Here is a 23945-nt window from a genome sequence, read left to right as displayed (position 1 = left end):
CCACAGCGCGCACCAGTCCCGCGGCCTCCCCCGCCGCCCCCCACCCCCCCCCCCCCCACCCCCCCCCCCCCCGCGCGCCCCCCCCCACCCCCCCCCCCCCCCCCCCCCCCCCCCCCCCCCCAGCCAGCACCCCCGCCGCTGCCCCAGCCGCTGTCGGAGGGGCCCCAGATGATGACCGGGCCGGCACCGCCGCGATAGCGGCGACCGCGACGGCCGCGGCTGGCGAACATGGAGATGCCGACGATGACGATCACGATGACCCAGAAGACCAGCATCACGGCGCCGCCGCCGCTGTCACCCTTGCGCTCTTCCGCCTCGGCTGCGGCGGCGCGCGCCTTCGCCTCCTCGGGCGGTAGGGTCAGCAGGGTGGCGAGTTCGTTGACACCCGCGTCGATGCCGCCGGGAAAGTCGCCCGCCTTGAAGCGCGGGATGATGGCGGTGCGATAGATGCGCGAGGCGAGCGCGTCGGTGACGATACCCTCGACACCATAGCCGGTGGCGATCCACACCTTGCGCTCGTTCGGGGCGACCAGCAGGATCGTGCCGTCGTCCTTTTCCTTGCTGCCGATGCCCCAGCTGCGACCGAGCTGATAGGCATAGTCGCCAATCTCATAGCCCTGGAGGTCGGGCACGGTGGCGACCACCACCTGCCGGCCGCTCTGCTTGTCGAGCGCGGCAAGCTTGGCGGTCAGCGCCTGCTCCTGCTGCGGCGAGAGCAGATTTGCGGCATCGACCACCTGGCCGGTCAGCTTGGGAAAACTCTGTGCCTGCGCCGCCGGTATGAAGACCAGCAGCGCAAGGACCAGCAGCAGGCGCCTCAGCATCGTTATCGGCTCAGTTGCCGAAGTCGACCTTGGGCGCTTCTTCCGCGCCGGGCGTGACCGCCTGGAACGGGGCCATGGGCTTGGCGCCATGGATCAGCTTGGCGCCGATCGCGTCGGGGAAGGTGCGGATGCGGGTATTATAGGCCTGCACCGCTTCATTATAGTCGCGGATCGAGACGGCGATGCGGTTTTCCGTGCCTTCCAGCTGCGACTGGAGCTGGAGGAAATTCTCGTTGGTCTTGAGGTCGGGATAGGCCTCGACCGAGGCGAGCAGGCGGCCAAGGCCCTGGCTCAGCTGTGCCTGGGCGGCCTGATATTGCGCGACCTTGGCCGGATCGGACAGGTCGGCAGCATTGATCTGGATCGACGTCGCCTTGGCGCGGGCTTCGGTCACCGCGGTCAGCGTCGCCTGTTCCTGCTTGCCGGCGGCCTTGACCGTGGCGACGAGATTGCCGGTGAGGTTGGCGCGGCGCTGATATTGCGCCTGGACGTCAGCCCATTTGGCCTTGGCATTTTCCTCGGCAGTGGGGACGCTGTTGATGCCGCAGGCGGACAGCGCAAGCGCGCCCATGACCGGCAGCAAAAGGCGGGAGAGGCGACGCGGGAAAAGCATGGAACATCCTCGGCTCTGTTTCGCTGACGGAAATAGGGCGTTGTCGGATGGCGTGCAACGGGCCATGCAGAGTTTATCGAAGGCGAGACAAGAGGTTCATCATGGGGCTGATTTCGGAATTCAAGACGTTCATCAATCGCGGCAATGTCATGGACCTGGCGGTTGGTGTCATCATCGGTGGCGCGTTCGCCACCATCACCAAGTCGCTGACCGATGACCTGATCATGCCGGTGGTCGGCTATCTTTTCGGCGGCGCTGACTTTTCGGGCTACTTCCTGCGCCTGGGCGACCTGCCCGAGGGGTTCAAGGGCAATCCCAACAGCTATGCCGACCTGAAAGCGGCCGGTGTCGCCATGTTCGGCTGGGGCCAGTTCCTGACCGTGCTGGTCAATTTCATCATCCTGGCCTTCATCATCTTCCTGCTGGTGAAGCTGGTGAACAAGGTTCTGGCCAAGCCCGAGGAAGCGCCGGCACCGGCCGTCACACCGGAGGATATCGTGCTGCTGCGCGAGATTCGCGACTCGCTGAAAAAATAAGCGATTGCGACGAACCGAGGCCCCGGTGGGAACCATTGGGGACGCGGCCGGTTGATCGGCGTCAGGGTTCGGGATGGCAAGGACCGTCCCGGACCTCGTGTCGAACATGTCAGCCCTGAGGGGGCGCAACAGGAGAAAACGCTGTGAAAAGCTTCGTCGCAATCCTTGGCCTTGCCAGCATGGTCTCGCTCGCCGCGTGCGATTCCAAGCAGGAAAACAAGGTCGAGAATGCCTACGAGAATCAGGCGGACGCTCTCGACAACCAGGCCGCGAACATGGAAGCGATGGCCGACAACCTGTCGGGCAACGCCGAAAACGCAGCCGAAAATGCGGCCGATGCGCTGGAGAACAAGGCCGACGCCACCCGCGAGGCGGGCGAGGCTGCCGCCGACGCGGTGGAGAAGAAGCAGCACTGATCCGCTGCGGCACCGACCATCGGGCCAAAGGGGCGTCGCGCTTGCGGCGCCCTTTTTCTTTGCCGGCTCTCGCCTTTAACGGCCCCTTAACCACGGCCGGCCATGGTGCCCTCGCGCGCATCCAAAGGTCGTGGGAATGGACGAGTTACTTCAGGAATTCATATCCGAAACGCAGGAAACGCTGGAGGCTCTGGCGGGCGAAGTCGTCGCCTGGGAGGCCAATCCGGGCGATAGCCAGCGGCTGGACGCCATTTTCCGCTTCTTCCATACGGTGAAGGGGAGCTGCGGCTTCCTCAATCTGCCGCGCTTCGAGAAATTGAGCCACGCGGCCGAGGATGTGCTGTCGGAGATTCGCGCCGGCAATCGCAAGCCCGATCCCGCGACCGTCAGCGCGGTGCTGGCGATCATGGACCGGATCGGCGAATTGGCCGAGGCGGTGGCGCGCGGCGCGGCCTTGCCCAACGAGAATGACGAATATCTGATCGGCGCGCTGACGCAGGTGGAGGCGCCGTCCGCCCCAGCCGAGGAAGCGGAACCCGAAGAGCCCGCGGCCCCGGTCGCGGCGGTGCGCCAGGGCCAGGCGTTGCGCACCATCCGCCTGCCGCTGTCGCTGATCGACCAGCTGATGAACGGCGTGTCGGACATGGTGCTGGCGCGCAACGAATTGTCGCGCAAGCTGCGCGACCGGTCGGCCGACCCCGAACTGGACAGCGCGTTCGAGCGGCTGTCCAACTGTGTCGCCGACATGCGCGACGTGATTTCCAAGACCCGCATGCAGCGGGTCGAGCGCCTGTTCGCGGCGATGCCGCGCATGGTGCGCGACCTGAGCCGCGATCTCGACAAGCGGATCGAATTGAGCCTGGAAGGCGGCGATGTCGAGATGGACCGCGAGATGGTGGAGATGGTCGTCGACCCGCTCACCCATATCGTGCGCAACAGCATCGACCATGGCATCGAGACGCCCGAGCGGCGGCGTGCGGCGGGCAAGCCGGAGGCCGGCCGGTTGCGGCTGGAGGCGCGCCAGTCGGGCAACCAGATCGTGATCGAGATCAGCGATGACGGCGCCGGCATCAACACCGCGCGGCTGGTGGAAAAGGCGATTGCTGCCGGGCGGCTGACGCCCGACGCGGCGGCGCGGATGACCGAGCAGGACAAGCTGGACCTGATCTTCCAGCCGGGACTGACGACGGCCGCCAAGGTGACGGCGGTGTCGGGGCGCGGTGTCGGCATGGACGTGGTGCGTGCCAATATCGAACGGATCGGCGGCGTCATCGCGCTGGATAATCATCCGGGGCAGGGGCTGCGCATCACGCTGCGCGTGCCGCTGACGCTGACCATCATTCCGGGCCTGATCGTGCGCGCCGGGGGGCTGCATTTCGCGATCCCGCGTGCGGCGGTGGTCGAGATACTGCACGACAATAACGAGATGATGCAGATTGCCGATGTCGGCGGCGCCAAGATCGCGACGATCCGGTCGCTCCGCCATTCGATGATCGACCTGGAAGATGTGCTGGGCATGGACAAGCCGCAGCAGATCGGGCCACGCGCCGTGATGGTGGTGCGATCGGCGACCGGCGTGCCCTTTGCCATGGGCGTGTCCGCGGTCGAGAATCATGAGGAACTGGTGATCCGTCCCGCATCGCCGCTGGTGATGGCGAGCGGCGTCTATGCCGGCATGACCCTGCCCGACAATGGCAAGCCGATGCTGCTGCTGGATGCGGCGGGTCTGGCCAATGCGGCGCGCCTGCCGAACCTGATCGACGATCGCGCCCATGGGGCGGTGGCGGATGCCGCCGCGCAGGAGGCCGGCGTCGAAATGGTGGCGGCACTGCGCTTCGAGGAATTGTCGGGCGAACGGCGCCTGCTGCGCCTGTCGCTGATCGAACGGGTCGAGGATATCGACGCCAGTCTGTTCGGCCGGTCCGGTGGCCAGGCCTTCGTCCGGCTGGACGAGCGGCTGGTGCCGGTGGTGAACGGCCGCCACGCCTTTGCCGAGGACAAGGTTTGCGCGCTGCGCCTGCGCAATGGCAGCCTGGAAGCCTGTTACCCGGTCGCGGCGGTGCTGGACATCGTCCAGATGCCGCTGGTGCCGGACATGGTGGCGATGCACGGCATGCTGAGCGGCGTCGCGGTGGTCGATGGCGAGCATCTGGAGGTCATCAACCCCTTCGCCCTGTTCGCCGCGCTGCCGCAGGAGCCGATCGCGCTGCACAGCCGGGGCCGTTGCCTGCTGGCCGATGCGGAGGATGGCTGGACCCGCGAGATATTGGCGCCGCTGCTGCGCCAGGCCGGGCATGAAGTGGTGCTGGGCCTGCCGGGCGACGCCGTCGATGCGCAGGATATCGTGCTCTATTCGGCCGGCGATGTCGGCCAGGTGGCCGAGATCATGGGGTGCCGGGTGGTGCATCTGCGCGCCACGCCGCGGGCCACCGGGCCGATGGATGCCAGCATCTACCGCTATGACCAGGACGCGCTGATGGCGGCGCTGTCCGGCGTACGCGGATAAGGGGAAGAGCGATGGAGCAACTCTATCTGTTGGCGACGCTGGCCGGCGCCCGGATCGCGGTCGATGCCAGCGAGGTCGAGGCGGTGGTCAAGCTGACCGAGATATCGCCCGTGCCCGGCATGGGCGTGCATGTTGCGGGTCTTTCCGCACTGCGCAGCCGCGTGCTGACGATCATCGATGTCGCGGCGCTGATTCATGGGCGCGCGACCCCGGCGGACCAGCGCGACCTGGCGATCATCGCCAATATCAGCGGCCATAGCTATGGCCTGATGGTCGATGGCGTGTCGGATATCTGCCGTGTGCCCGAGGGCGAACTGCCGCTGCGCGGACAGCTCGACCCGGCCTGGATGCCCTTTGCGCGGGGCGTGGTGGAGCATGAGGGCGTGCCCCATCTGCTGGTGTCGCTGGCCGGCTTCATCGAGGCCGGTGCCCAGGCACAGGCGGCCTGATCGCTTGGCCGCGTCGTTTACCATTTCCTCGCCTTTCGCGTTTACGCCTCTCCTCCCGGCACGTAAAAATCAAAGGGACGCTTCATGAAGAACTGCCTGGTCGTCGATGATTCCAAGGTCATCCGCAAAGTGGCACGCCACATATTGGAATCGCTGGACCTGACCGTGACCGAAGCGGTGGACGGGCAGGATGCCCTGACCCAGTGCGAGGCCAGCCTGCCCGACGTGGTGCTGCTCGACTGGAACATGCCGGTGATGAGCGGGATGGAATTTCTGCAGGCGCTGTCGGCCACCAAGATGGAGGCCCGGCCCAAGATCATCTTCTGCACCACCGAAAACGGCATCAGCCATATCAAGGCGGCGGTCGAGGCCGGTGCCGACGAATATGTGATGAAGCCGTTCGACCGCGAGACGCTGGAGAGCAAGCTGGCGATCGTCGGGGTCATCTAGGCCCGGTCCCTCCCTTCGAGGATATCGCCGTCTTTCCCAGCCTCTTCGTTCTGAAAGCCCGTCAATGACCGCCTTCGTGCCGACCATGGTCAGCCTCGACAGCCACACCGCTCCCGCGGTGCGCACGCTGGTGGTTGACGATTCGGTGGTGGTGCGCACGGTGATCGAGCGCATCCTGAACGCCGATCCCGGCTTTACCGTCGTCCACAAGACCAACAGCGCGGAAAATGCGCTGCGCTATCTGGCCGAACATAGTGTCGACCTGGTGCTGCTCGACATCGAGCTGCCGGGGCAGAGCGGCCTGGCCGCGCTGCCCGCGATCCTGCGATCGAACCCGCAGGGCAAGGTGGCGATCCTGTCGGGTCGCTGCGAGGAGGGCAGTGCGGCGGCGGTCGAGGCGCTGGCGCTGGGCGCGAGCGATATTCTCTCCAAGCCGGGCAGCGGCAGCTTTGGCGAACAATTCCCACAGGCATTGATCGATCGGCTCGGCCGGCTGTTCGGCGGCGAAGCGCCGACGGCACCGGCGCAGCGGTCGACCATGGTTCCGCCCGCCCATGCGCCCGGCGCAGTGGTCGAACCTCTCGCCTGCCTGGGCATCGGCGCGTCGACCGGGGGCATCCATGCGCTCAGCCAGTTGTTCAGCGGCCTGACCGCACCGCTGGGCGTGCCGATCCTGCTGACCCAGCATCTGCCGGTCAGTTTCACCGTCTATTTCGCGCAGCAACTGGCGCGCATGACCAGCCTGCGGGTCAAGGTGGCGGAGGCCGGCGACCAGTTGGCGCCCGACACCGTCTATGTCGCGCCGGGCGACGCCAATCTGCTGCTGCGGCGCGGGCTGCATGGCCGGGTGAGCGTGGTGCTGGACCCGGAACGGACGCCGTCGGGCAATCTGCCGGGTGTCGATCCGATGTTCGCCGCCATGGCCGATGTCTATGGCGCGGGCGCGGCGGGGATCGTGCTCACCGGCATGGGCCGCGACGGCACGGCCGGGGCGCGGGATATCGTGGCAGCGGGCGGCTGGATCGTCGCCCAGGATGAGCCAAGCAGCGTGGTATGGGGGATGCCGGGATCGGTCGCGGGGGCAGGGCTGACCTGTGCCCTGATGGAACCCCATGCGATCATGGATTTTGTCGCACGACGCGGAAAGATGAACGACTGATGGCCTTGCCCCCTTCCAGGATGGGATCGGGCGCTGCCCGGATTTTGACGGGTCTGCTGGAAGCGCGGACCGGCCAGGTTCTGTCCGAGGGGCGGGCCTGGCGCATGGAGACGGCGCTGAAGCCCGTGCTGCGCGACCATGGCTTGCAGGATATCGACGAACTGGCCGGCAAGCTGCTGCGCAGCCGCAATCCGCGCCTGGACGAGGATGTGGTGAACGCCCTGCTGAACAACGAAAGCAGCTTCTTCCGCGATCTGCAGATTTTCGACCTCATCCACCGGCAGATATTGCCGCGTATCCAGGAGGCGCGGGGCGACCGGGTGCTGCGGATCTGGAGCGCGGGCTGTTCGACCGGACAGGAAGCCTATTCGCTGGCGATCCGCTTCTGCAACGAGGCGGCGCGCTGGGCGGGCTGGCGGATCGAGATATTGGCGACCGATATTTCTAGCGCGGCGATCGACCAGGCGCGCAGCGGCATTTTCTCGCAGATGGACGTGCAGCGCGGCCTGCCGATCGGCGACCTGATCAAATGGTTCGAGCCGGCGGGCGATGACTGGCGGGCGAACCCGGAGCTGCGACGGATGATCGATTTCCGTCAGGATAATCTGTTTGCCGCGCGGGTGCCGACCGGCGCCTATGACCTGCTGCTGTGCCGCAATGTGCTGCTCTATTTCTCGCCCGAACGGCGCCAGAGCGTGTTCGACCTGCTGGCCCGGCACAGCCACGACCGGTCTGTGCTGCTGCTGGGCGCGGGCGAGACGGTGATCGGCCAGAGCGAGGAATTCGTGCCGCATCCCGAATTTCGCGGCAGCTATGCGCGGCGGAGCCATTCGACCGATGCCGGCAATTCGGCCCGGCGCGCGGGCTAATCGTCCGCCGATCATTTACCACGCTTGATTGCCGCGCCGGTCTCGGCCATGATTCCGTTCGTGGCTGCATGACGCGGCGCGACGCAGGGCGGAACAGGGCGTGAGACTGGACTTTTCGTGGTGACGGGCCCTTTGCGATGACCGACATCCCCATGATCGAGACGCCGTCGCCCAATTATGACGAGCGCAGCCTGCCGATCACCATGCTGGTGCTCCATTATACCGGCATGCCGGACGCGGCGAGCGCCATCAACTGGCTGGCCAATGCCGAATCCAAGGTGTCGGCCCATTATGTCGTGACCGAGGATGGCCAGATCATCCGCATGGTGGCCGAGGACAAGCGCGCCTGGCATGCCGGCCGGTCGCATTGGCGCGGTATCGACGATGTGAACAGCGCCAGCATCGGCATCGAGATCGTCAATCCGGGGCATGAATGGGGCTATCGCCCTTTCCCCGAGGCGCAGATGGGGTCGCTGATCCCGCTGGTTCACGACATCGTCCAGCGCCACCGGATCACGCGCGGCAATATCGTCGGGCACAGCGACATCGCGCCAGCGCGCAAGCAGGATCCGGGCGAGCTTTTCCCCTGGGGGCAACTGGCGCGGTTGCGGCTGGCGCTGCCGCGACCGACCAAGAATCTGATGGACCCGCACTGGACCGACAGCGGCTTCATGCTGGCGCTGGAACGCTTCGGCTATGACATTGCCGAGCCGGAACCAGCGGTCGTCGCCTTCCAGCGGCGCTTTCGCCCCGAACTGATCGACGGCGTCATTGATGGCGAATGCCGGGCGATTTTGCTCGCCCTGTTGCTGCCCAAGCCGACAGGGGATGACTGACCCGATTTTTGCGCCTATAGGCGCCTGTGCCAGAGGGCCGGGCGGCCGCGGCGTGGCGGGTAACTTCCACGGCGAGGAAAGTCCGGGCTCCACGAAATGACGGTGCCGGCTAACGGCCGGCTGGAGTGATCCAAGGGACAGTGCAACAGAAAGCAGGTCACTAAGGCTTCGGCCCAGTGAAATTGAAAGGGTGCGGTAAGAGCGCACCGCGTCTGCGGCAACGCAAGACGGCACGGTAAACCCCACCGGGAGCAAGACCGAATAGGGGCGGCGCGCAGCTTGACTGCTAGGTCTGTTTCGACTGAGACCGCTCGGGTTGGTTGCTTGAGGGACGGAGCAATGCGTCCCCTAGAGGAATGGTCGCCTATCCCCCTTTGGGGGTGGACAGAACCCGGCTTACAGGCCCTCTGGCATTTCCCCTGTTGCGAGGTTATCGCAATAACCGGTCCGCGGTCTTGGGGGGATTCGGTTTGCGTAACAGATATTTGGCCTTGCTGATGGCGATGGCCGCCATGCCCGCTATCAGCCATGCGATGCAGGATGCGGCGCCGACAGCGCCTGCCCCCGCGCCCGCAACGCCCGCGCCCGCAACTGGCACGATCCAGCAATTGTTCGAGCAATCGACGCAAGCCACCGAGGCGGCGGATTATCCTCGCGCGCTTGAAATCCTCACCGCGCTCGAAGGCCGGGTGGTGCGCAATCCGCGCAGCCTGGCGATCGTGCGGGTGCGCAAGGCCATGGTACTGGCGGAACTGTCGCGCTGGGCCGAGGCGCGCGACCTGCTGAACCAGGCGGCGCCGGCCCTGCCCAGGGATGATGCCAGCCTGTCGACCGACCGCTATCGTGCCGCCTATACGCTGGGCCGCGTGTCGATGGGCGACCTCGACTATGTCGGCGCGCTGGCCCATTTCAGCGCGGCGCTGGCCGAAGCGGAAGGGCCGGCGGCGCGCATCCAGGCGCTGCTGGGACAGGCGCAGGCGGGCACGTTCGTCGATCCGGCCGAAGCGCTGAAGGCCGCCGAAGCGGCCAATGCCATTGCGGTGGCGGACCCCAAGATGTTCGACAAGGCGTCGCTGGCGCATATCGACCTGATCCGGGGGCGGGCGCTGCTCAATCTGGGCCAGTTCGATCCTGCGGAAAAACTGTTCGCACGGGCGGTGAAGCAGCAGGGTGGGCTGACCACCAGGGTCGATTTCGATGATCTCGTGACCCGGTCGGATGCGTCGATCGCCGCCATGCTGGCCGGCCATCGCGACACGGCGCGCAATTATCTGGTCTATACCGGTGCCGGGCGCATGCCGCAGCAGGACTTCACCCAGGGCGCGGACATGGCGCTGCCGCGCTGTGGCGAGGATGGCATCCAGCCCGAGGATTATGCCGTGGTGGAGTTCGGCATCAGCGACAGCGGTGCCGTTTCCTATGCCCGGCCGGTCTATGGATCGCGCCCCGGCCCGTCGGCGCTGGCGTTTGCGCGGGCGGTGCGGGACTGGTCGTGGCGGCCAGATGACGTGAATAAGATCCCGGCGCTGTTCCGGTTCGTGACGCGGCTGGAACTGCGCTGTTCGACCGCGGAAGGCGGTCCGTCGATGCTGGCGGGGCCGACCAAGGCGCTGGGCGACTGGCTGGAGGCCAGGCGCGTTCCCGGCCCGGTGCTGGACAATGTGCCGATCACCCGGCAGCGCGCGCTGCTGTTGCAGCAGGCGCAGCTGATCCGCAGCCAGAAGGGCGATGCGGCAGTGGAACTGGTGCCGGTGCTGATCCCGCTGCTCGCCGGATCGATGGCCGCGCGCGAGGATGTCGAGACCTATGGCCCGCTGCTGCGCCGGGTGGTGCGGACGGCGGATGCCCCGCCGCTGGCGCAATTGCGGGTCGACCGCCTGGTCCATGATGCAGCCGAGCATGTGGATATCCGTATCCGGGCCGATTCCCCCTATGCATTGCGCGCCGCCGACTATCAGGCCGATGCCGATGCACGGGCGACCTTCGCGATCCTGGCCTATGATGATCTGAGACCCAGGGAAAAGGCCGGGTCGCAGGCGCTGCTCAACGCGGTGATCGATGATGGCGCCTTGCCGGCCAATGACCCGCTGCGCGTGGCGGCGCTGGTGCGGCGGGCGAGCCTGCAGGCGACCGGCGGCAATCTGGAAGCGGCACGGGCCGATTATGCCGCGACCGGATTGTCGGCGCAGCAATGTTCGATCGTCGATGCCAAGCCCAGCCTGCGCAGCGCGCCGGTGTCCTCCGCCGATTATCCCACGGACATGGTGTCCGTGGGTGTCGAGGGATGGACGCGGGTCCAGTTCGACATCGCGGCGGACGGCACGACCCGCAACCAGCGGGCCGTCATCACCTATCCGCCGATGATCTTTGGCACCAACGGCACGAAGATCGTGACGCGGGCCAAATATGAGCAAAGCTATCGCCCCGATGGTGGCCTTGGCTGCGGCGGCAACATGCAGGGGGTGACTTTCCGTCGCTAATCCCGGCGCAGGGCTGGCTTTCCGGGCGCGGCTTCCCTAATTTGGTCCGATGGCAAGACAGAGCCGATCCAATGACTGGGGTTTTCCCCGCTGGCGTGCCTATGGCGCGACGCGGGAAGCGCAGCGCGTGCGCATCTGCGACCGTTTCGGCTGTGACCAGCCGGGTAACTGCCCCGCGCCCAAATCGCCCAACAGCCCGGACCGCTGGTATTTCTGCAGCGAGCATGCGGCCGAATATAACCGTAACTGGGACTATTTTCAGGGACTGGACGAGGAAGAACGGGCCGAGCGCGAGCGCACCGAACGGCGCGATGCCGGCGGCTATCAGTCGAGCGCCCATCATGGCTGGGGCGGTCCCGGCGACGGCAGCCGGTCGCGCGACGAGATGCACGCGCTGCAGGCGCTGGGGCTGGAGGATGACGCCGATTTCGAGGCGGTGCGCAAGAGCTGGCGCAGCCTGGCCAAGGAATATCATCCCGACGTGAAGCCGGGCGATGCCGAAGCGGCGGTGCAGTTCCAGACGATCCAGGCCGCCTATGAGGTGCTGCGCGCGGCCGAGGAACGGCGCACCTGGAAGCCGCGGGGCGCCAGCGATTGAAGGATCATGTCCGGTCCAACTGGCAAAATGCCGTGCTGGTTTGCCGCAAATGCTCGAAGAAGCTGGACGGCGGCTTCGGCAAGGATGGCGAAGAGCGGCTGGCCAAGGCGCTGCGGCGGCATCTGTCGCTGAAGAAGGGGCGCAAGGCGGCGGCCGGCATCATCGAGGTGAATTGCCTGGGCGTCTGTCCCAGGGGCGCGATCACCGTGGTCAATGGCGCCGCGAGCCGAGACTGGCTGCTGGTACGGCCGGGGGCGGATCTGGACGCGCTGGCGGCGGCGCTGGACCTGCCGGCGCAGGCGGAATCGCAGAATCCGGGCTGACTTACGCAAAATGCGTAAATCCGGACGGGCCTGTTAAGCCTATCCTTACCAACATTTCCTAGGGGGGATGCCATGCGGATATGGCTTCCTTCCTCGCGCGGTGCGGTGCTGCTGGTCCAGCTCGCGATCATCCTCCTGGGTCTCGCCCTGCTCTATGGCAATCCGCCGGCGCAGGGGCGCATCCTGCTGATCCCGATGACGGCCGGTGCGCGCGCGCATCTGGTGCCCGATGCGGTGGCGCATGGCGCCCGGCTGGTGGCGAGCGGACGCCTGCCCGGATCGATGGTGGTGGAAGGGCAGCGCGATGCGCTGCTGCCCCTGTTGCGGGGTGGTATCTTGCCGCTGCGCGCCTTTGCCGCGGCCTGTGGCGAACCGGTGGGAGGATTGGCCTGATGGCGTTCAACAGTCTCGAAAGCATGCGCCTGCATGGCCTGCGCATCCTGCTGCTGTGCAGCCTGATCTGGACCGTGCTGATCGGCATTGGCGGCATGATGATCGGCAATGAGCGGGCGGCGCCCGCCATGCTGCTGTCGGCGTTGGCCAATATCCTGCCGACCTGGATGGTGATGCGGCGTCGCAACGACCTGGAGGTGCGGCTGGTGATGGGGACGCTGGCGGCGGTGCAGCCGGCAATCACGCTGTTCCTGCTGAGCGGCCATGTCTGGCAGATGGACGCGCACATGTATTTCTTCGTGGCGCTCGCCTCGCTGGCGGTGCTCTACGACTGGCGGCCGATCCTGCTGGCGTCGGTGCTGATCGCGCTGCATCATCTGGTGCTGACCTATGTCGCGCCCAACTGGGTGTTTTCGGGGCAGGCGGAGATCGGCCGGGTCATCATCCACGGCTTTGCAGTGGTGCTGCAGGGCACGATCCTGGGCTATCTCAGCATCAAATTGCATGGGCTGCTGCTGGCGCAGGATGCGCATGTGGCGGACACCGCCCGGCTGGCGCGGGAAGCGCAGGCGGGACGCAATGCGGCGGAATCGGCGATGGATGCCCAGCGCCAGTCCGACGCGCGCGAGGCGCATCTGCGGATCGAACGGGACGCCGAAAAGACACGGATGGCACAGGACCGGCGCAGCGAGACGCTGGCGCTGGTCGGCGCCTTCCGCCAGTCGGTGGCGGGCGTGGTGAGCGCGGTCAGCGCGGCAACGGGCGAACTCAAGGAATCGGCCGGTCTGCTGCATGATCTGGCGCACCGCGCGAGCGTGGGCACGGACGAGACGATGGCGGCGGCGGGCCAATCCTCGGCCAGCGCGGCGGTGTTGGCGCGGCGGATCGAGCAATTGTCCGAATCGATCAGCGCAATCGCGGCGGCGGCCAGCCAGCAGGCGAGCCTGGGCGGCGAGGCGCAGCGCGTGTCGGTGGCGGGGCATGAGGCGATGCAGGCGATGGAAGGGCGCACCGCGTCGATCACCAGCTTCGCCGATTCGATCACCGAGATTGCTGCCCGCACCAATTTGCTGGCGCTCAATGCCACGATCGAGGCGGCTCGGGCCGGCGAGGTCGGGCGCGGCTTTGCGGTAGTGGCCGGCGAAGTGAAGCAACTGGCCAACCAGACGGCGAGTGCGACCGGCGAAATCCAGTCGCTGGCCTCGTCCGCGCGGCAGGGGGCCGGGGTGGCGCAGGAAGCCCTGTCCGAGGTCGCCGGGAGCGTCGAGGAACTGGCGCAGGCGGCGCAGGCGATCCAGCGTGCGGTGGCCGACCAGCGCGATGCGACGGCGGCGATCGGCCAGTCGGCGCGCGATACCGCCCGCGATGCCGATCATATGGCGCAGCGCATGGCGACCGTGGCCGATGTCGCGCGCAATACCGAAAATCTGTCCGATCGCGTGTCGAGCGCGGCGGCTGGCCTGTCGCGCACGGCGCAGGAGTTGCAGCGCGCGACCGACCTGTTCGTGGCGCAGCTGGAAGCGGCCTGATCGCCGGTCAGCCGGCGCGGGCTATTGGGCCGGTTGCCTGGTCATCGAGGGAGCGTGCCAGCGGGTAGAGGATGCGCTCCTCCCGATCGATCCGCCGGCCGAGGGCATCCAATATCCGGCCGCTGTCGGCGCAGAAGCCGCGCCAGTCGCGGATGATCCGCTCGTCCGTCCAGGCGGCCATGTAGCGGGCGAAGCTCTCGGCCAGCGCGCCGATCTCGGCCTGGATGCGCGCGGCGGTGGCGCGGACGCGATCGTCGCCCTGGCGCTGGAGCGCGGGGTAGAGGATGCGATCCTCCAGCGCGAGATGGGCCATCAGCTTGCGCGCCAGTTGCCAGCGCAATGCGCTCACCGCCTGGGGCAGGTCGGGATCGGCGATCGCCTGGCGCAGTTGCGCGGCGATCAGGGCGATCTCCTCATGCTGCGTCCCCAACTCGTCCATGTTCATCGCGATCATCCTCCCTGCCCCGTGCGATCATGCATCGGCCGGCGTTAAGAGGGGATTGGAGCGCAGGGCAGGCAAAGCGCGCAAAGCCTGTAAAAAGAAAGACCGCCCGGCGCCTGCGCACCGGACGGTCCTTCTGTCATCGATCCTGTGGATCAGGCCCCATCGGAGCCTGTCGCGATCAGGCCGGCTGGTCGGCGCGGCTGGCGCCCTGGCCGTCGAGATTGAGGGCAGCAAAGTCCCAGTTAATCGCTTCCTTCAGCAGCTTTTCGGCATAGGCAGGGCGCAGGTTGCGATAGTCGATATAATAGGCATGTTCCCACACATCGAGGATCAGCAGCGGGGCGTGGCCTTCATGGGCGACGGGGGTGTCGGCGTCATGATAGCTGGTCACTTCCAGCTTGCCGTCCTTCAGGATCAGCGCGGCCCAGCCGCTGGCGAAGTGGCCGACGGCCTCTGCCTTGAGCTTTTCGATCAGCGCGTCGACCGAACCGAAGGCTTCCTCGATCTTGGCGAGCAGTTCGCCGGTCGGGGCGGTCTTCACCGGCGACAGCGAGTTCCAGTAGAAGGTGTGGTTCCAGATCTGGCCGACCTGGTTGAACAGGCCGCCCTTCGACGACTTGATCAGCTCGACCAGCGACTTGCCCTGCAGGCTTGCGTCGGCGGCGACCAGTTCATTGGCCTTCACGACATAGGCATTGTGATGCTTGCCGTGGTGGAAGTCGAAGGTTTCGACCGACAGGATGTCGCCAAAGGCGTCCTTGGCATAGGGAAGATCGGGCAGAACAAAGGCCATGGCGGAACTCCTCGGGTTCGTTATGGGGCGGCTCGCAGTGATGGTTGCGATGCCGGTTTATCATATGGTCCATGCGGGGCGTGGACGCCTCCGTCGCTTCCCATATGCGCACCCAACGCCCAAGAAAACCAATATGTGCCTATTGCGAAACGATCGCAGAAACAGGCGGTTGGCGGGGGTTTCGGACGGTGACGGCCGGGCAGGGGCTGGGCGGCTTGCTTGACAGGCGGGACGGGGCCGAACATGATCCCGGTCATGCCGTTCAAGGTCATCTTTGCGCGCTTCCGCCATCATGGGGGACAGCTTCTCGCGGGCCATCCGCCCCGGACCTGACAGGCATGGCGCCGGCAGGTCCGGGGCACCCTTCTTGACGCCTTGCGCCCGAGGACCGGGCGCGCACCCCTATCAGGAAGTTTTCCCATGACCCTGCAACAGAAATGGGCGGCCGTGCCGCCGATCCATATCGTCGAATCCGAAGCCGACATGATTTCCGACCTCGCCTGGGCGGCGCGCGACCGCTTTCCGGACGTCAGCCAGTTGTTGCTGGAGGAGGTCGGCCGGGCGCAATTGTGCAGCCGGGCGGCGCTACCGGCCGATGTCGCGGCGATGGGATCGACCATCCTCTATCGCGATGGTGCGCGCGGGGCGCCGCGCCGGGTGGAACTGGTCTATCCCAGCCATGCCGATGTGGCGCTGGGCCGGATATCGATCCTGACGCCGGTCGGCGCCGCCTTGATCGGGATGCGGGCGGGCAATGCAATATTGTGGCCGGACCGCGACGGCCATCTGCGCGACATCCTGGTGGACGAGGTGGTTCAGGCGCAAGCCTGAACCACCCGGATCAGCGCCGTGTCAGCCCTGCGGCGGGGTGGTTTCGCCCACCTCGTCGCTGTCCAGGCCATCGTCCAGGGTCAGGCCGTGGCGTAGCAGCATCGGGATGTTGGCGCCGGCGAAGACGACCGAGACGATGGTGACGCCCCAGACCTTGACCGCGAGCCAGGCATCGAAGCTCATCGACCGGCGCATGAGTTCGTTGGCGACCGCCATGGCGACGAAGAAGAGGGCCCAGTTGCGCGACAGCTTGCGCCAGCCTTCCTCCGTTAGCCCGTCATAGGCCGCCTGGAGCAGATATTTGAGCAGCGGCTTGCCGCGCAGCAGCCCGGCGAACAGCATCAGCGCGAAGAAGGCGTAGATGATGGTCGGCTTCAACTGGATGAAGCGCTGGTCGTGGAAATAGATGGTGAGGCCGCCGAAGAACAGGATCAGCAGCGCCGAGAGCCACAGCATCGGCGAGACCCGGCCGAGCTTCACCTTCGAGATGATGACGGCGATGACGATCGCGGCCATGAAGGCGGCGGTGCCAAAGCTCATGGCGGTGATCGGATTGCCCGCACCCCAGAACCAGCCCGCGCCCTTGTAGCTCAGGAAAAAGACCAGCAGCGGCCCGAAATCGAGCGCGAGGCTGAGGCTGCCGCCATGGGCGGGCTTCTTGGCGTCAGCGGGCATAGGCCGTCCCCGCGATCGCGCGTGCCATGTCGCCGGCATCGAAGGGGCGCAGATCCTCGATCTTTTCGCCCACGCCGATGGCGTGGATCGGCAGGCGATATTTCTCCGCCGCCGCGACCAGCACGCCGCCGCGCGCCGTGCCGTCCAGCTTGGTCATGACCAGGCCCGTGACCTGTGCAGTTTCCTTGAAGACTTCGATCTGGTTCAACGCATTCTGTCCCGTGGTGGCATCGAGGACCAGGACAACGTCGTGCGGGGCGGCCGGGTTCAATCGGCCGAGCACGCGGCGCACCTTGGCCAGTTCGTCCATCAGTTCGGTCTTGTTCTGCAGGCGGCCGGCGGTGTCGACGATCAGCACGTCGATGCCGGTGGCCGTCGCCTGCTTGACCGCGTCGAACACGATGCCCGCCGCGTCGCCGCCTTCCTTGCCGGCGACGATGGGCACGCCGAGGCGTTCTGCCCAGACCTTCAATTGGCCGATGGCGGCCGCGCGGAAGGTATCGCCCGCCGCCAGCATCACGCCATAATCCTGTTCCAGGAAATTATTGGCGAGCTTGGCGATGGTGGTCGTCTTGCCCGATCCGTTGACGCCGATCACCAGGATCACCTGCGGCCGCGGAAAGGCTTCGATCTCGAGCGGGCGGGCGACCGGGGCCAGCACCTTCTCGATCTCCTCCGCAATGATCTCGCGCAGATATTCCTCGGTCAGTTCCTTGTTGTAGCGCCCTTCGGCGAGGCGATCACGCACCCGGCCGGCCATCGCCGGGCCGAGATCGGACATGATCAGGGCTTCCTCGATCTCGTCGAGGGTCTGGTCGTCGAGCGCGGCCTTGGTGAAAAGGCCGGTCAGATTCTCGCCGAGCTTGTCGGATGTGCGCTTGAGGCCGCCGAAGAGGCGGTCGCGCCAGCTGGTGCCGGTGTCAGTCATTATTGCGCCTCTTGCGCGATCAGCGCGCCATTCTCAAGGCCGCTGATGCGGGCAGCGACGATCGTGGAGGGGGGCTGGGGCGTGGTGAAGCGCACCGGCGCGAAATTTTCCGCATGGCCCGACAGGCCGTTGCGTTCGACCAGCACCGACTGGTGGGTGCCGACCAGACGGGCGAGCCAGGCGTCGCGCTGGGCCGCGCAGGCATCGCGCAGCAGGGCGGCGCGCGCCTTGATGGTGGCGCGATCCAGCTGGGGCATGCGCGCGGCCGGCGTGCCGGTGCGCGGCGAATAGGGGAAGATATGGCCGTGGACGATGTCGCAATCGGCGATCAGCGCCAGGCTGTTGGCGAACATGGCGTCATCCTCGGTCGGGAAGCCGGCGATGATGTCGGCGCCGATGCTGATGTCGGGGCGGGCGGCCTTCACCCGCTCGACGATGCGGACGGCATCGGCGCGGGCATGGCGGCGCTTCATGCGCTTCAAGATCATGTCGTCGCCGGCCTGCAGCGAGAGATGCAGATGCGGCATCATCCGTGGCTCATGGGCGATGAGGTCGAACAGCCGCTCGTCAATCTCGACACTGTCGATCGAGGAGAGGCGCAGCCGGGGCAGGTCCGGGACATGGCGCAGCAGTCGTTCGACAAGCTGGCCGAGCGAGGGGCTGCCCGGCAGGTCGGGGCCATAGCTGGTGACATCGACGCCGGTCAGCACGATTTCGCCATAGCCTGCATCGACCAGTTGCTTCGCCTTGTCGATCACCGCGCCGGCGGGGACGGAGCGGCTGTTCCCCCGACCATAGGGGATGATGCAGAAGGTGCAGCGATGGTCGCAGCCATTCTGCACCTCCAGAAAGGCGCGGGCATGTTCGGCAAAGGCGCTGGCCATGTGCGGCGCGGTGTCGCGCACGGCCATGATGTCGGAGACGTTCACTTTCTCCGCCACCGGGGCGAAGGCGGCGGCCTCCAGCTTTTCGCGGTTGCCGATGACGCCGTCCACTTCCGCCATGGCGGCGAAGGTCTGGGGCTCGGTCTGGGCGGCGCAGCCGGTGACGAGGATGCGGGCGTCGGGGCGGTCGCGCCTGGCGCGGCGGATCGCCTGCCGGGTCTGGCGCACGGCCTCGGCCGTCACGGCGCAGCTATTGACGACGATCAGGTCGTCCTGCGCGCCGGCCATTTCGCGAATAGCCTCGCTTTCCGCGATGTTGAGCCGGCAGCCCAGGGTGATGATGTCGGGACCGGGCACGGTCAGAAGCGGTCCCAGTCCGCCTCGCCGTCGAACACATGGGTGGCGGGGCCGGTCATGCGGATCGTGCCGCCCGGCGCCCAGTCGATCTCCAGGTCGCCGCCCGGCAGGCTGACCGTCACCGGGCCGGTCATCAGCTTGCGGCGGATCGCCGCGACGGCGGTGGCGCAGGCGCCGGTGCCGCAGGCGCGGGTCAGGCCGGCGCCGCGTTCCCAGACGATCAGGCGCAGATGCTGCGGGCCGACGACCTGCGCGAAATTCACGTTCACGCGGGCGGGGAAAAGCGGGTCATGCTCGATCAGCGGGCCGAGCCGTTCGAAATCGACCGCGTCCAGATCCTCGACGAAGAAGATCACATGCGGATTGCCGACATTGACGGCGGCCGGCGCGGGCAGGTCTTCCCAGCTGGCCGACATCGTCAGCGTGTCCATCGGATAAGCGAGCGGGATCGCGTCCCAGTCGAAGCGGGGCGCGCCCATGTCGACGCTGGCGCCGCCGTCCACGCTCTTGGCGTCGAGCAGCCCGGCCCTGGTCCGGATCAGCACATCCTTGCCAACGAACAGCGGCACGCAGCGGGTGGCATTGCCGCAAGCCTCCACTTCCGAACCGTCGGAATTGAAGATCAGCATCGACACGTCGGCCTGGTCGCCGGCTTGCGGGGAGCCGATGACGATCAATTGGTCGCAGCCGATGCCGGCATGGCGATCGGCAATGGCGCGGGCGCGCGCCTCCGTCATCGCGACCGGCGCCTGGCGCGCGTCGATCACGACGAAATCATTGCCCAGACCATGCATCTTGGAAAAGCGGCTCATCATGGCGCCGCATTTAGTGTGGCGGGGCAGAAAAGGCGAGTCTTGGCTGCGCGCACGCGCGTACGGCTATTGTACGGGAGTTCGGAAGGCGACGAGCATGGCGCGGACGAAGGGGATAGGACGGCCGTCATTATCCTTGCCGCTTTCCATCGTAAGAGCGCGGGCCTGGGTGCAGGCGACGTTGACAAGTTTGGCGTCGTTCTTGTCGGGCTTGATGCCCTGACAATGGGTGACATGCCCGTCAGTATCGATCTTAACGACGAGGCCGACGCTTTTTTCGCGCGCACCCTTGGGAAGCTTTTGGACCTGTATTTCCATGTCGACGGGCATCGTGATGCTTTGTGTCGTGGACGGCTGGCGCTGGCTGGGCAGAAACCATTCCATACGGGTCTGCCACTCACTATAGATGGGGGCGCCAGTTTCGTCGGTCGCTGGTCGGAATTTCGCACGCGCTGTGACGAGGGAGCAGGTCTTTTCGTTTAGCTCCGATGACAGTTGCGACTGGACGATATCGCAACGCACGACCCGCCCTTCCGGCGAAACAAGGATGACGAACCAGAGTATGCCTTCCTCGCCGCGCTTTCGGGCATCAGCCGGATAGTCACGAGCCGTCAGCCAACTGCGCCCGGTGTCGACCGGAGTCGAGTTGGCGAGAGCCGCCGCGAACATCAATCCGAACATGTCTATTATCCCCCCGCGGCTCCTGTTTCAGGGGCGGTGCGATAGGGCGAAATGATGACAAAACAATGTCTGGATCAGGCGCCCCCGCCGATGATTTCTGCATAGGCCGCCGGATCGACATTGGCGCCGGAGATGACGAGGGCGGTGGCGCCGTCAGTGGGCGGGGCGAGGCCGGCAAGCATGGCGGCGAGCGCCACCGCGCCGCCCGGTTCGACCACCAGCTTGAGCGTGGTGAAGGCGAAGCGCATTGCGTCGCGCACCTGATCGTCGCTGACGACGAGGCCGCCGGCGAGCAGGGCCTGGTTGATCGGGAAGGTCAGCGCGCCGGGGCTGGGGGCCAGCAGCGCGTCGCAGATGCTGCGCGCGTCGGGCGAGACGCTTTCGCGCACGCCGCTGGCGAGCGAGCGGGCGGTGTCGTCGAAGCCGGCGGGTTCGACCGCATAGACGGCGATGTCGGGGCGGGCGGCCTTGACCGCCGTCGCCGTGCCCGCTACCAGCCCGCCGCCGCCGCAGCAGACGAGAATCTGTGTGAGGTCGGCGCCGGCGGCCTGGGCCTGCTCCAATATTTCGAGGCCGATCGTGCCCTGGCCGGCGATAATGAAGGGATCGTCGAAGGACGGGACGAGGGTGGCGCCGCGTTCGGTGGCAAGGGCGGTGGCGATTGCCTCGCGGCTCTGGGTGAAGCGGTCATAGGGGACGACCTCAGCCCCCATCGCACGCGTGTTGGCGGTCTTGATCGCCGGGGCATCGGCCGGCATCACGATCGTTGCCGGGATACCGAGCAGGCGGGCAGCAAAGGCTACGCCCTGGGCATGATTGCCCGAGGACCAGGCGACGACGCCCGCCGCCCGTTCCGCTGCATCGAGGCGGGCGAGGCGGTTATAGGCGCCGCGGAACTTGAACGATCCGCTATGCTGGGCGCCCTCGAACTTCACCAGCACGCGCCGGCCGCAAAGATCGTTGAGCGCGGCATTCTCGATCAGCGGGGTGCGAACCGCCGCCGGTGCGATCAGCCGCGCGGCATCGGCGACGTCAGCGGCGGTGATGGCAAGCGAATCGGTCATGTCGGCTCCTTCGGTAAGAGGCCCCTGCATAGCCGCCCGCCGGCGCCGCGCAACGATCCGCCGGGGCGATCCTGGCCCGCTTGGCAGGGCCTGTGCTTTGGCTTATGGGGGCCGCGCGCCGGGGTGATCGAAAGCCCCGGACGCGCATGATCGCGCCGGTGCCCGCAAGGGCTGAAAACGGGAATGCGGTGCGGGGGGCGAAGCCCTTCCAAATCCGCGGCTGTCCCTGCAACTGTAAGCGGTGAGCGCGATGCGCAGGGTTCCCAGGCTCTTCAAAAAGGGGAGGGCCGGAACCGGCCACTGGACCGACAGGTCCGGGAAGGCTGGCGCATCGCTGCCCTGACCCGCGAGCCAGGAGACCTGCCGGCGTCTGGTCGCTCTTGCCCTGGCCCAGGGGATGGCCATGGCGCGGTGTTTCCGTCGAGCGACGCCCATGGCGGCCGGGGCCGCATCGGTGCGTGGGGCGGGGCGCTGGCGTCTTCCCGATCCCCATGCAGCGACCGCTTGTGCGGACGCCCCGGTTCCAAATCGACGGACGCCGGGGGACGATAAAATGAAGATGTTGGGGATTTCGCTGATCGCGCTGCTGGCCGCTACGCCGGCACTGGCCCAGGATGACGATATCGTCGTCACCGCTTCGGGCATCGCACAGCCGCGCGACGAGGTCGGCCAGGCGATCACGGTGATCGATGCCGACACGATCAGGACGCGCGAGGCGGTCGATGTCGTCGATCTGCTCGCCACCACGCCGGGCGTCCGCTTCAGCCGCAACGGCTCCACCGGCGGCGTCACCGGCGTGTCGCTGCGCGGCGCGGAGACGACCCAGACGCTGGTGCTGATCGACGGGGTCAAGGTGAATGACCCGAGCGGCATCGGCGACGGCTATGATTTCGGCCATCTGCTGACCGGCAATATCCGCCGGATCGAAGTGCTGCGCGGCTCCAACTCGGTGGTCTATGGCAGCCAGGCGATCGGCGGCGTGGTCAATGTGATGACCGGCGCGCCGAGCGAGGGCTTCGAGGTCAATGCCTCGGCCGACTATGGCTATAGCGACACGCTGAACGCGAAGGCCGATGTGTCGGGCACGCGCGGGGCGGTGTCGGGCGGCGTGGGCGTCGCCTATTTCAACACCGACGGCATTTCCTCGGTCGGCCGGTCGTTCGGCGGCGTGGAGAAGGATGGCTATGAGAATATCGCCACCAACGCCAAGCTGAAGATCGCCTTTTCCGACACGCTCAGCCTCGACCTGCGCGGTTACTATATCCATGCCGATCTCGACTATGACAGCTTCTTCGGCGCGCCGGCCGACAGCAGCGACGTCAGCAAGCTGGACCAATATGTCGGCTATGCCGGGATCAACCTGGCGCTGCTCGACGGCAAGCTGACCAACCGCGCCGCCGTCACCTGGATGCGCAACGATCGCGACTATTATTTCGTCCGGGGCACCGACCCGGACTATGGCTATTCGGGCACCAACCTGCGCTTCGAATATGAGGGCGTCTATGCCCCGGTCGACCAGGCCAAGCTGATCTTCGGCTATGAGCATGAGCGGCCGGACTATGAGTATTTCGGCTTTGGCGACATAGCGAGCGCGAAGGCGAATATCGACAGCGTCTATGCGCTGGCGGTGGTGAAGCCGCTCACCGGCCTCGCTGTCACCGGGGGCTTGCGCCATGACGATCATAGCCAGTTCGGCGGCGCGACCACCTTTGGCGCCAACGCCAATTACACGCCCAACGCCGGCGCGACCAATATCCGCCTTTCCTATGGCGAGGGGTTCAAGGCGCCGTCGCTCTATCAGCTCTACGACACCTATAGCGGCAACAGCGCGCTGCGGCCGGAGCGGTCGAAAAGCTATGATATCGGCTTCGACCAGAGCCTGGACGGGGACAAGGCGGTGCTGTCGCTGACGGCGTTCCGGCGCGATACCCGCAACCAGATCAACTATGATTATGCGACCTACACCTATGGCAATCTGGACCGGACCCGCGCCAAGGGCGTGGAGGCGACGCTGACGCTGAAGCCGGTCGAGGCGCTGACGGTGGCGGCCTCCTACAGCTATGTCGATGCGCGCGACCGGTCGGGCGGGGCCACCGACGGCAATCGCCTGCCGCGCCGCGCCGCCAATGCGGTCAGCCTGTCGGCCGACTATCTCTGGTCTTTCGGCCTGTCGACCGGCGCGACCCTGACCATGGTCGGCGACAGCTATGACGACACGGCCAACACCCGCCGGCTCGACGGCTATGGGCTGGCCGGGCTGCGCGCGTCCTTCCCCGTGGGCGACCATCTGGAAGTCTATGGCCGGATCGACAATCTGTTCGATGCGGATTACGCCACCGCCTATGGCTATGGCACCTATGGCCGGTCGGCCTATGGCGGCGTGCGTGTCCGCTTCTAAGGGGCGGCGGCATCCTCTGTTGCTGCCGGGGCTGATCGCCCTGCTGCTGGTCGCGGCTATCGCATCGGTCGCGCTGGGATCGGTGACGATCGCGCC

The 23945-nt window shown here is 66.6% G+C and carries 25 protein-coding genes, 1 other RNA gene and 1 riboswitch; of the genes, 16 read left to right on the top strand and 10 right to left on the bottom strand.

Annotation, left to right across the window (positions count from 1 at the left end):
- Together CG471_RS21995 and CG471_RS21990 are read right to left on the bottom strand one after the other, a co-directional pair.
- Positions 1-824 (bottom strand): YgcG family protein (locus CG471_RS21995; RefSeq protein WP_099233754.1); only part of this gene is annotated, 824 nt, incomplete at its 3' end.
- A 10-nt stretch (positions 825-834) separates the two neighbouring features.
- Positions 835-1437, bottom strand: coding sequence for a LemA family protein (locus CG471_RS21990; RefSeq protein WP_004210411.1), 603 nt, complete (start codon positions 1435-1437; stop codon positions 835-837).
- Between the two features lie 101 nt (positions 1438-1538).
- Here CG471_RS21990 and mscL point away from each other — a divergent pair, with 101 nt between their 5' ends.
- The 14 genes from mscL (at position 1539) to CG471_RS21920 (ending at position 13981) form a co-directional block, all read left to right on the top strand.
- Positions 1539-1973, top strand: a complete 435-nt coding sequence (mscL, locus tag CG471_RS21985) for a large conductance mechanosensitive channel protein MscL (protein WP_004210412.1) — start codon at positions 1539-1541, stop codon at positions 1971-1973.
- Positions 1974-2116: 143 nt separating this feature from the next.
- The gene (locus tag CG471_RS21980; RefSeq protein ID WP_004210413.1) at positions 2117-2389 is read left to right on the top strand and encodes a hypothetical protein; all 273 of its coding nucleotides are present in this window, start codon (positions 2117-2119) and stop codon (positions 2387-2389) included.
- Between the two features lie 136 nt (positions 2390-2525).
- Positions 2526-4895, top strand: a complete 2370-nt coding sequence (locus tag CG471_RS21975; RefSeq protein ID WP_099233753.1) for a chemotaxis protein CheA — start codon at positions 2526-2528, stop codon at positions 4893-4895.
- Positions 4896-4906: 11 nt separating this feature from the next.
- Positions 4907-5344, top strand: coding sequence for a chemotaxis protein CheW (locus CG471_RS21970; RefSeq protein WP_017500268.1), 438 nt, complete (start codon positions 4907-4909; stop codon positions 5342-5344).
- A gap of 84 nt (positions 5345-5428) precedes the next feature.
- Positions 5429-5794 (top strand): response regulator, encoded by a 366-nt coding sequence (locus CG471_RS21965; protein ID WP_004210416.1) that lies wholly within the window; start codon positions 5429-5431, stop codon positions 5792-5794.
- Between the two features lie 64 nt (positions 5795-5858).
- Positions 5859-6953 carry a chemotaxis protein CheB gene (locus tag CG471_RS21960; RefSeq protein ID WP_099233752.1) on the top strand — a complete coding sequence of 365 codons (1095 nt, stop codon included), beginning with the start codon at positions 5859-5861 and terminating at the stop codon, positions 6951-6953.
- Positions 6953-7822, top strand: coding sequence for a protein-glutamate O-methyltransferase CheR (locus CG471_RS21955; protein WP_180275768.1), 870 nt, complete (start codon positions 6953-6955; stop codon positions 7820-7822). The genes CG471_RS21960 and CG471_RS21955 overlap by 1 nt, the downstream gene beginning before the upstream one ends.
- 137 nt (positions 7823-7959) lie before the next feature.
- Complete coding sequence (locus tag CG471_RS21950) at positions 7960-8658, top strand: N-acetylmuramoyl-L-alanine amidase (RefSeq protein ID WP_004210419.1); 699 nt, start codon at positions 7960-7962, stop codon at positions 8656-8658.
- Positions 8659-8687: 29 nt separating this feature from the next.
- Positions 8688-9073: RNase P RNA component class A (gene rnpB, locus CG471_RS21945), an RNA gene on the top strand.
- A 55-nt stretch (positions 9074-9128) separates the two neighbouring features.
- Positions 9129-11138, top strand: a complete 2010-nt coding sequence (locus tag CG471_RS21940) for a hypothetical protein (RefSeq protein WP_257211647.1) — start codon at positions 9129-9131, stop codon at positions 11136-11138.
- 49 nt (positions 11139-11187) lie between these two features.
- Positions 11188-11736 carry a J domain-containing protein gene (locus CG471_RS21935; protein WP_004210421.1) on the top strand — a complete coding sequence of 183 codons (549 nt, stop codon included), beginning with the start codon at positions 11188-11190 and terminating at the stop codon, positions 11734-11736.
- Complete coding sequence (locus tag CG471_RS21930; RefSeq protein ID WP_099233750.1) at positions 11709-12059, top strand: hypothetical protein; 351 nt, start codon at positions 11709-11711, stop codon at positions 12057-12059. Before CG471_RS21935 ends, CG471_RS21930 begins: the two co-directional genes overlap by 28 nt.
- A gap of 72 nt (positions 12060-12131) precedes the next feature.
- On the top strand, positions 12132-12452 hold the full coding sequence (locus CG471_RS21925) for a hypothetical protein (RefSeq protein WP_099233749.1): 321 nt from the start codon (positions 12132-12134) through the stop codon (positions 12450-12452).
- Positions 12452-13981: a methyl-accepting chemotaxis protein gene (locus CG471_RS21920; protein WP_099233748.1), complete on the top strand. Its 1530-nt coding sequence runs from the start codon at positions 12452-12454 to the stop codon at positions 13979-13981. The genes CG471_RS21925 and CG471_RS21920 overlap by 1 nt, the downstream gene beginning before the upstream one ends.
- 7 nt (positions 13982-13988) lie before the next feature.
- On the opposite strand, the gene CG471_RS21915 is transcribed toward CG471_RS21920, so the two are convergent.
- Together CG471_RS21915 and CG471_RS21910 are read right to left on the bottom strand one after the other, a co-directional pair.
- The gene (locus CG471_RS21915) at positions 13989-14435 is read right to left on the bottom strand and encodes a hemerythrin domain-containing protein (protein ID WP_099233747.1); all 447 of its coding nucleotides are present in this window, start codon (positions 14433-14435) and stop codon (positions 13989-13991) included.
- Positions 14436-14604: 169 nt separating this feature from the next.
- Positions 14605-15219, bottom strand: coding sequence for a superoxide dismutase (locus tag CG471_RS21910; protein WP_099233746.1), 615 nt, complete (start codon positions 15217-15219; stop codon positions 14605-14607).
- Positions 15220-15639: 420 nt separating this feature from the next.
- Between CG471_RS21910 and rnk the strand changes: the two genes are divergently transcribed.
- Positions 15640-16050: a nucleoside diphosphate kinase regulator gene (gene rnk, locus CG471_RS21905; protein WP_099233745.1), complete on the top strand. Its 411-nt coding sequence runs from the start codon at positions 15640-15642 to the stop codon at positions 16048-16050.
- A 21-nt stretch (positions 16051-16071) separates the two neighbouring features.
- On the opposite strand, the gene ispZ is transcribed toward rnk, so the two are convergent.
- The 6 genes from ispZ to CG471_RS21875 form a co-directional block, all read right to left on the bottom strand.
- On the bottom strand, positions 16072-16725 hold the full coding sequence (gene ispZ, locus CG471_RS21900) for a septation protein IspZ (protein WP_099233744.1): 654 nt from the start codon (positions 16723-16725) through the stop codon (positions 16072-16074).
- Positions 16715-17653, bottom strand: coding sequence for a signal recognition particle-docking protein FtsY (ftsY, locus tag CG471_RS21895; RefSeq protein WP_004210433.1), 939 nt, complete (start codon positions 17651-17653; stop codon positions 16715-16717). Before ftsY ends, ispZ begins: the two co-directional genes overlap by 11 nt.
- Positions 17653-18894: a tRNA (N(6)-L-threonylcarbamoyladenosine(37)-C(2))-methylthiotransferase MtaB gene (mtaB, locus tag CG471_RS21890; RefSeq protein WP_099233743.1), complete on the bottom strand. Its 1242-nt coding sequence runs from the start codon at positions 18892-18894 to the stop codon at positions 17653-17655. Before mtaB ends, ftsY begins: the two co-directional genes overlap by 1 nt.
- A gap of 2 nt (positions 18895-18896) precedes the next feature.
- Positions 18897-19709, bottom strand: coding sequence for a diaminopimelate epimerase (gene dapF / locus CG471_RS21885; RefSeq protein ID WP_099233742.1), 813 nt, complete (start codon positions 19707-19709; stop codon positions 18897-18899).
- Between the two features lie 63 nt (positions 19710-19772).
- Positions 19773-20387 (bottom strand): TonB family protein, encoded by a 615-nt coding sequence (locus CG471_RS21880; protein ID WP_099233741.1) that lies wholly within the window; start codon positions 20385-20387, stop codon positions 19773-19775.
- Between the two features lie 74 nt (positions 20388-20461).
- Entirely contained in the window at positions 20462-21451 is a 990-nt protein-coding gene (locus CG471_RS21875; RefSeq protein WP_099233740.1) for a threonine/serine dehydratase, read from the bottom strand.
- 139 nt (positions 21452-21590) lie between these two features.
- Positions 21591-21834: riboswitch (cobalamin riboswitch) on the top strand.
- 170 nt (positions 21835-22004) lie between these two features.
- Between CG471_RS21875 and CG471_RS21870 the strand changes: the two genes are divergently transcribed.
- The gene (locus CG471_RS21870) at positions 22005-23849 is read left to right on the top strand and encodes a TonB-dependent siderophore receptor (RefSeq protein ID WP_099233739.1); all 1845 of its coding nucleotides are present in this window, start codon (positions 22005-22007) and stop codon (positions 23847-23849) included.
- Positions 23850-23945: the final 96 nt, after the last annotated feature.

The organism is Sphingobium sp. IP1 (assembly GCF_002708645.1).
In the GTDB taxonomy this organism is placed as follows: Bacteria; Pseudomonadota; Alphaproteobacteria; order Sphingomonadales; family Sphingomonadaceae; genus Sphingobium; species Sphingobium yanoikuyae.
Note: the sequence above shows the minus strand (reverse complement) of the source record. Positions and strands in the feature narration are given on the sequence as shown.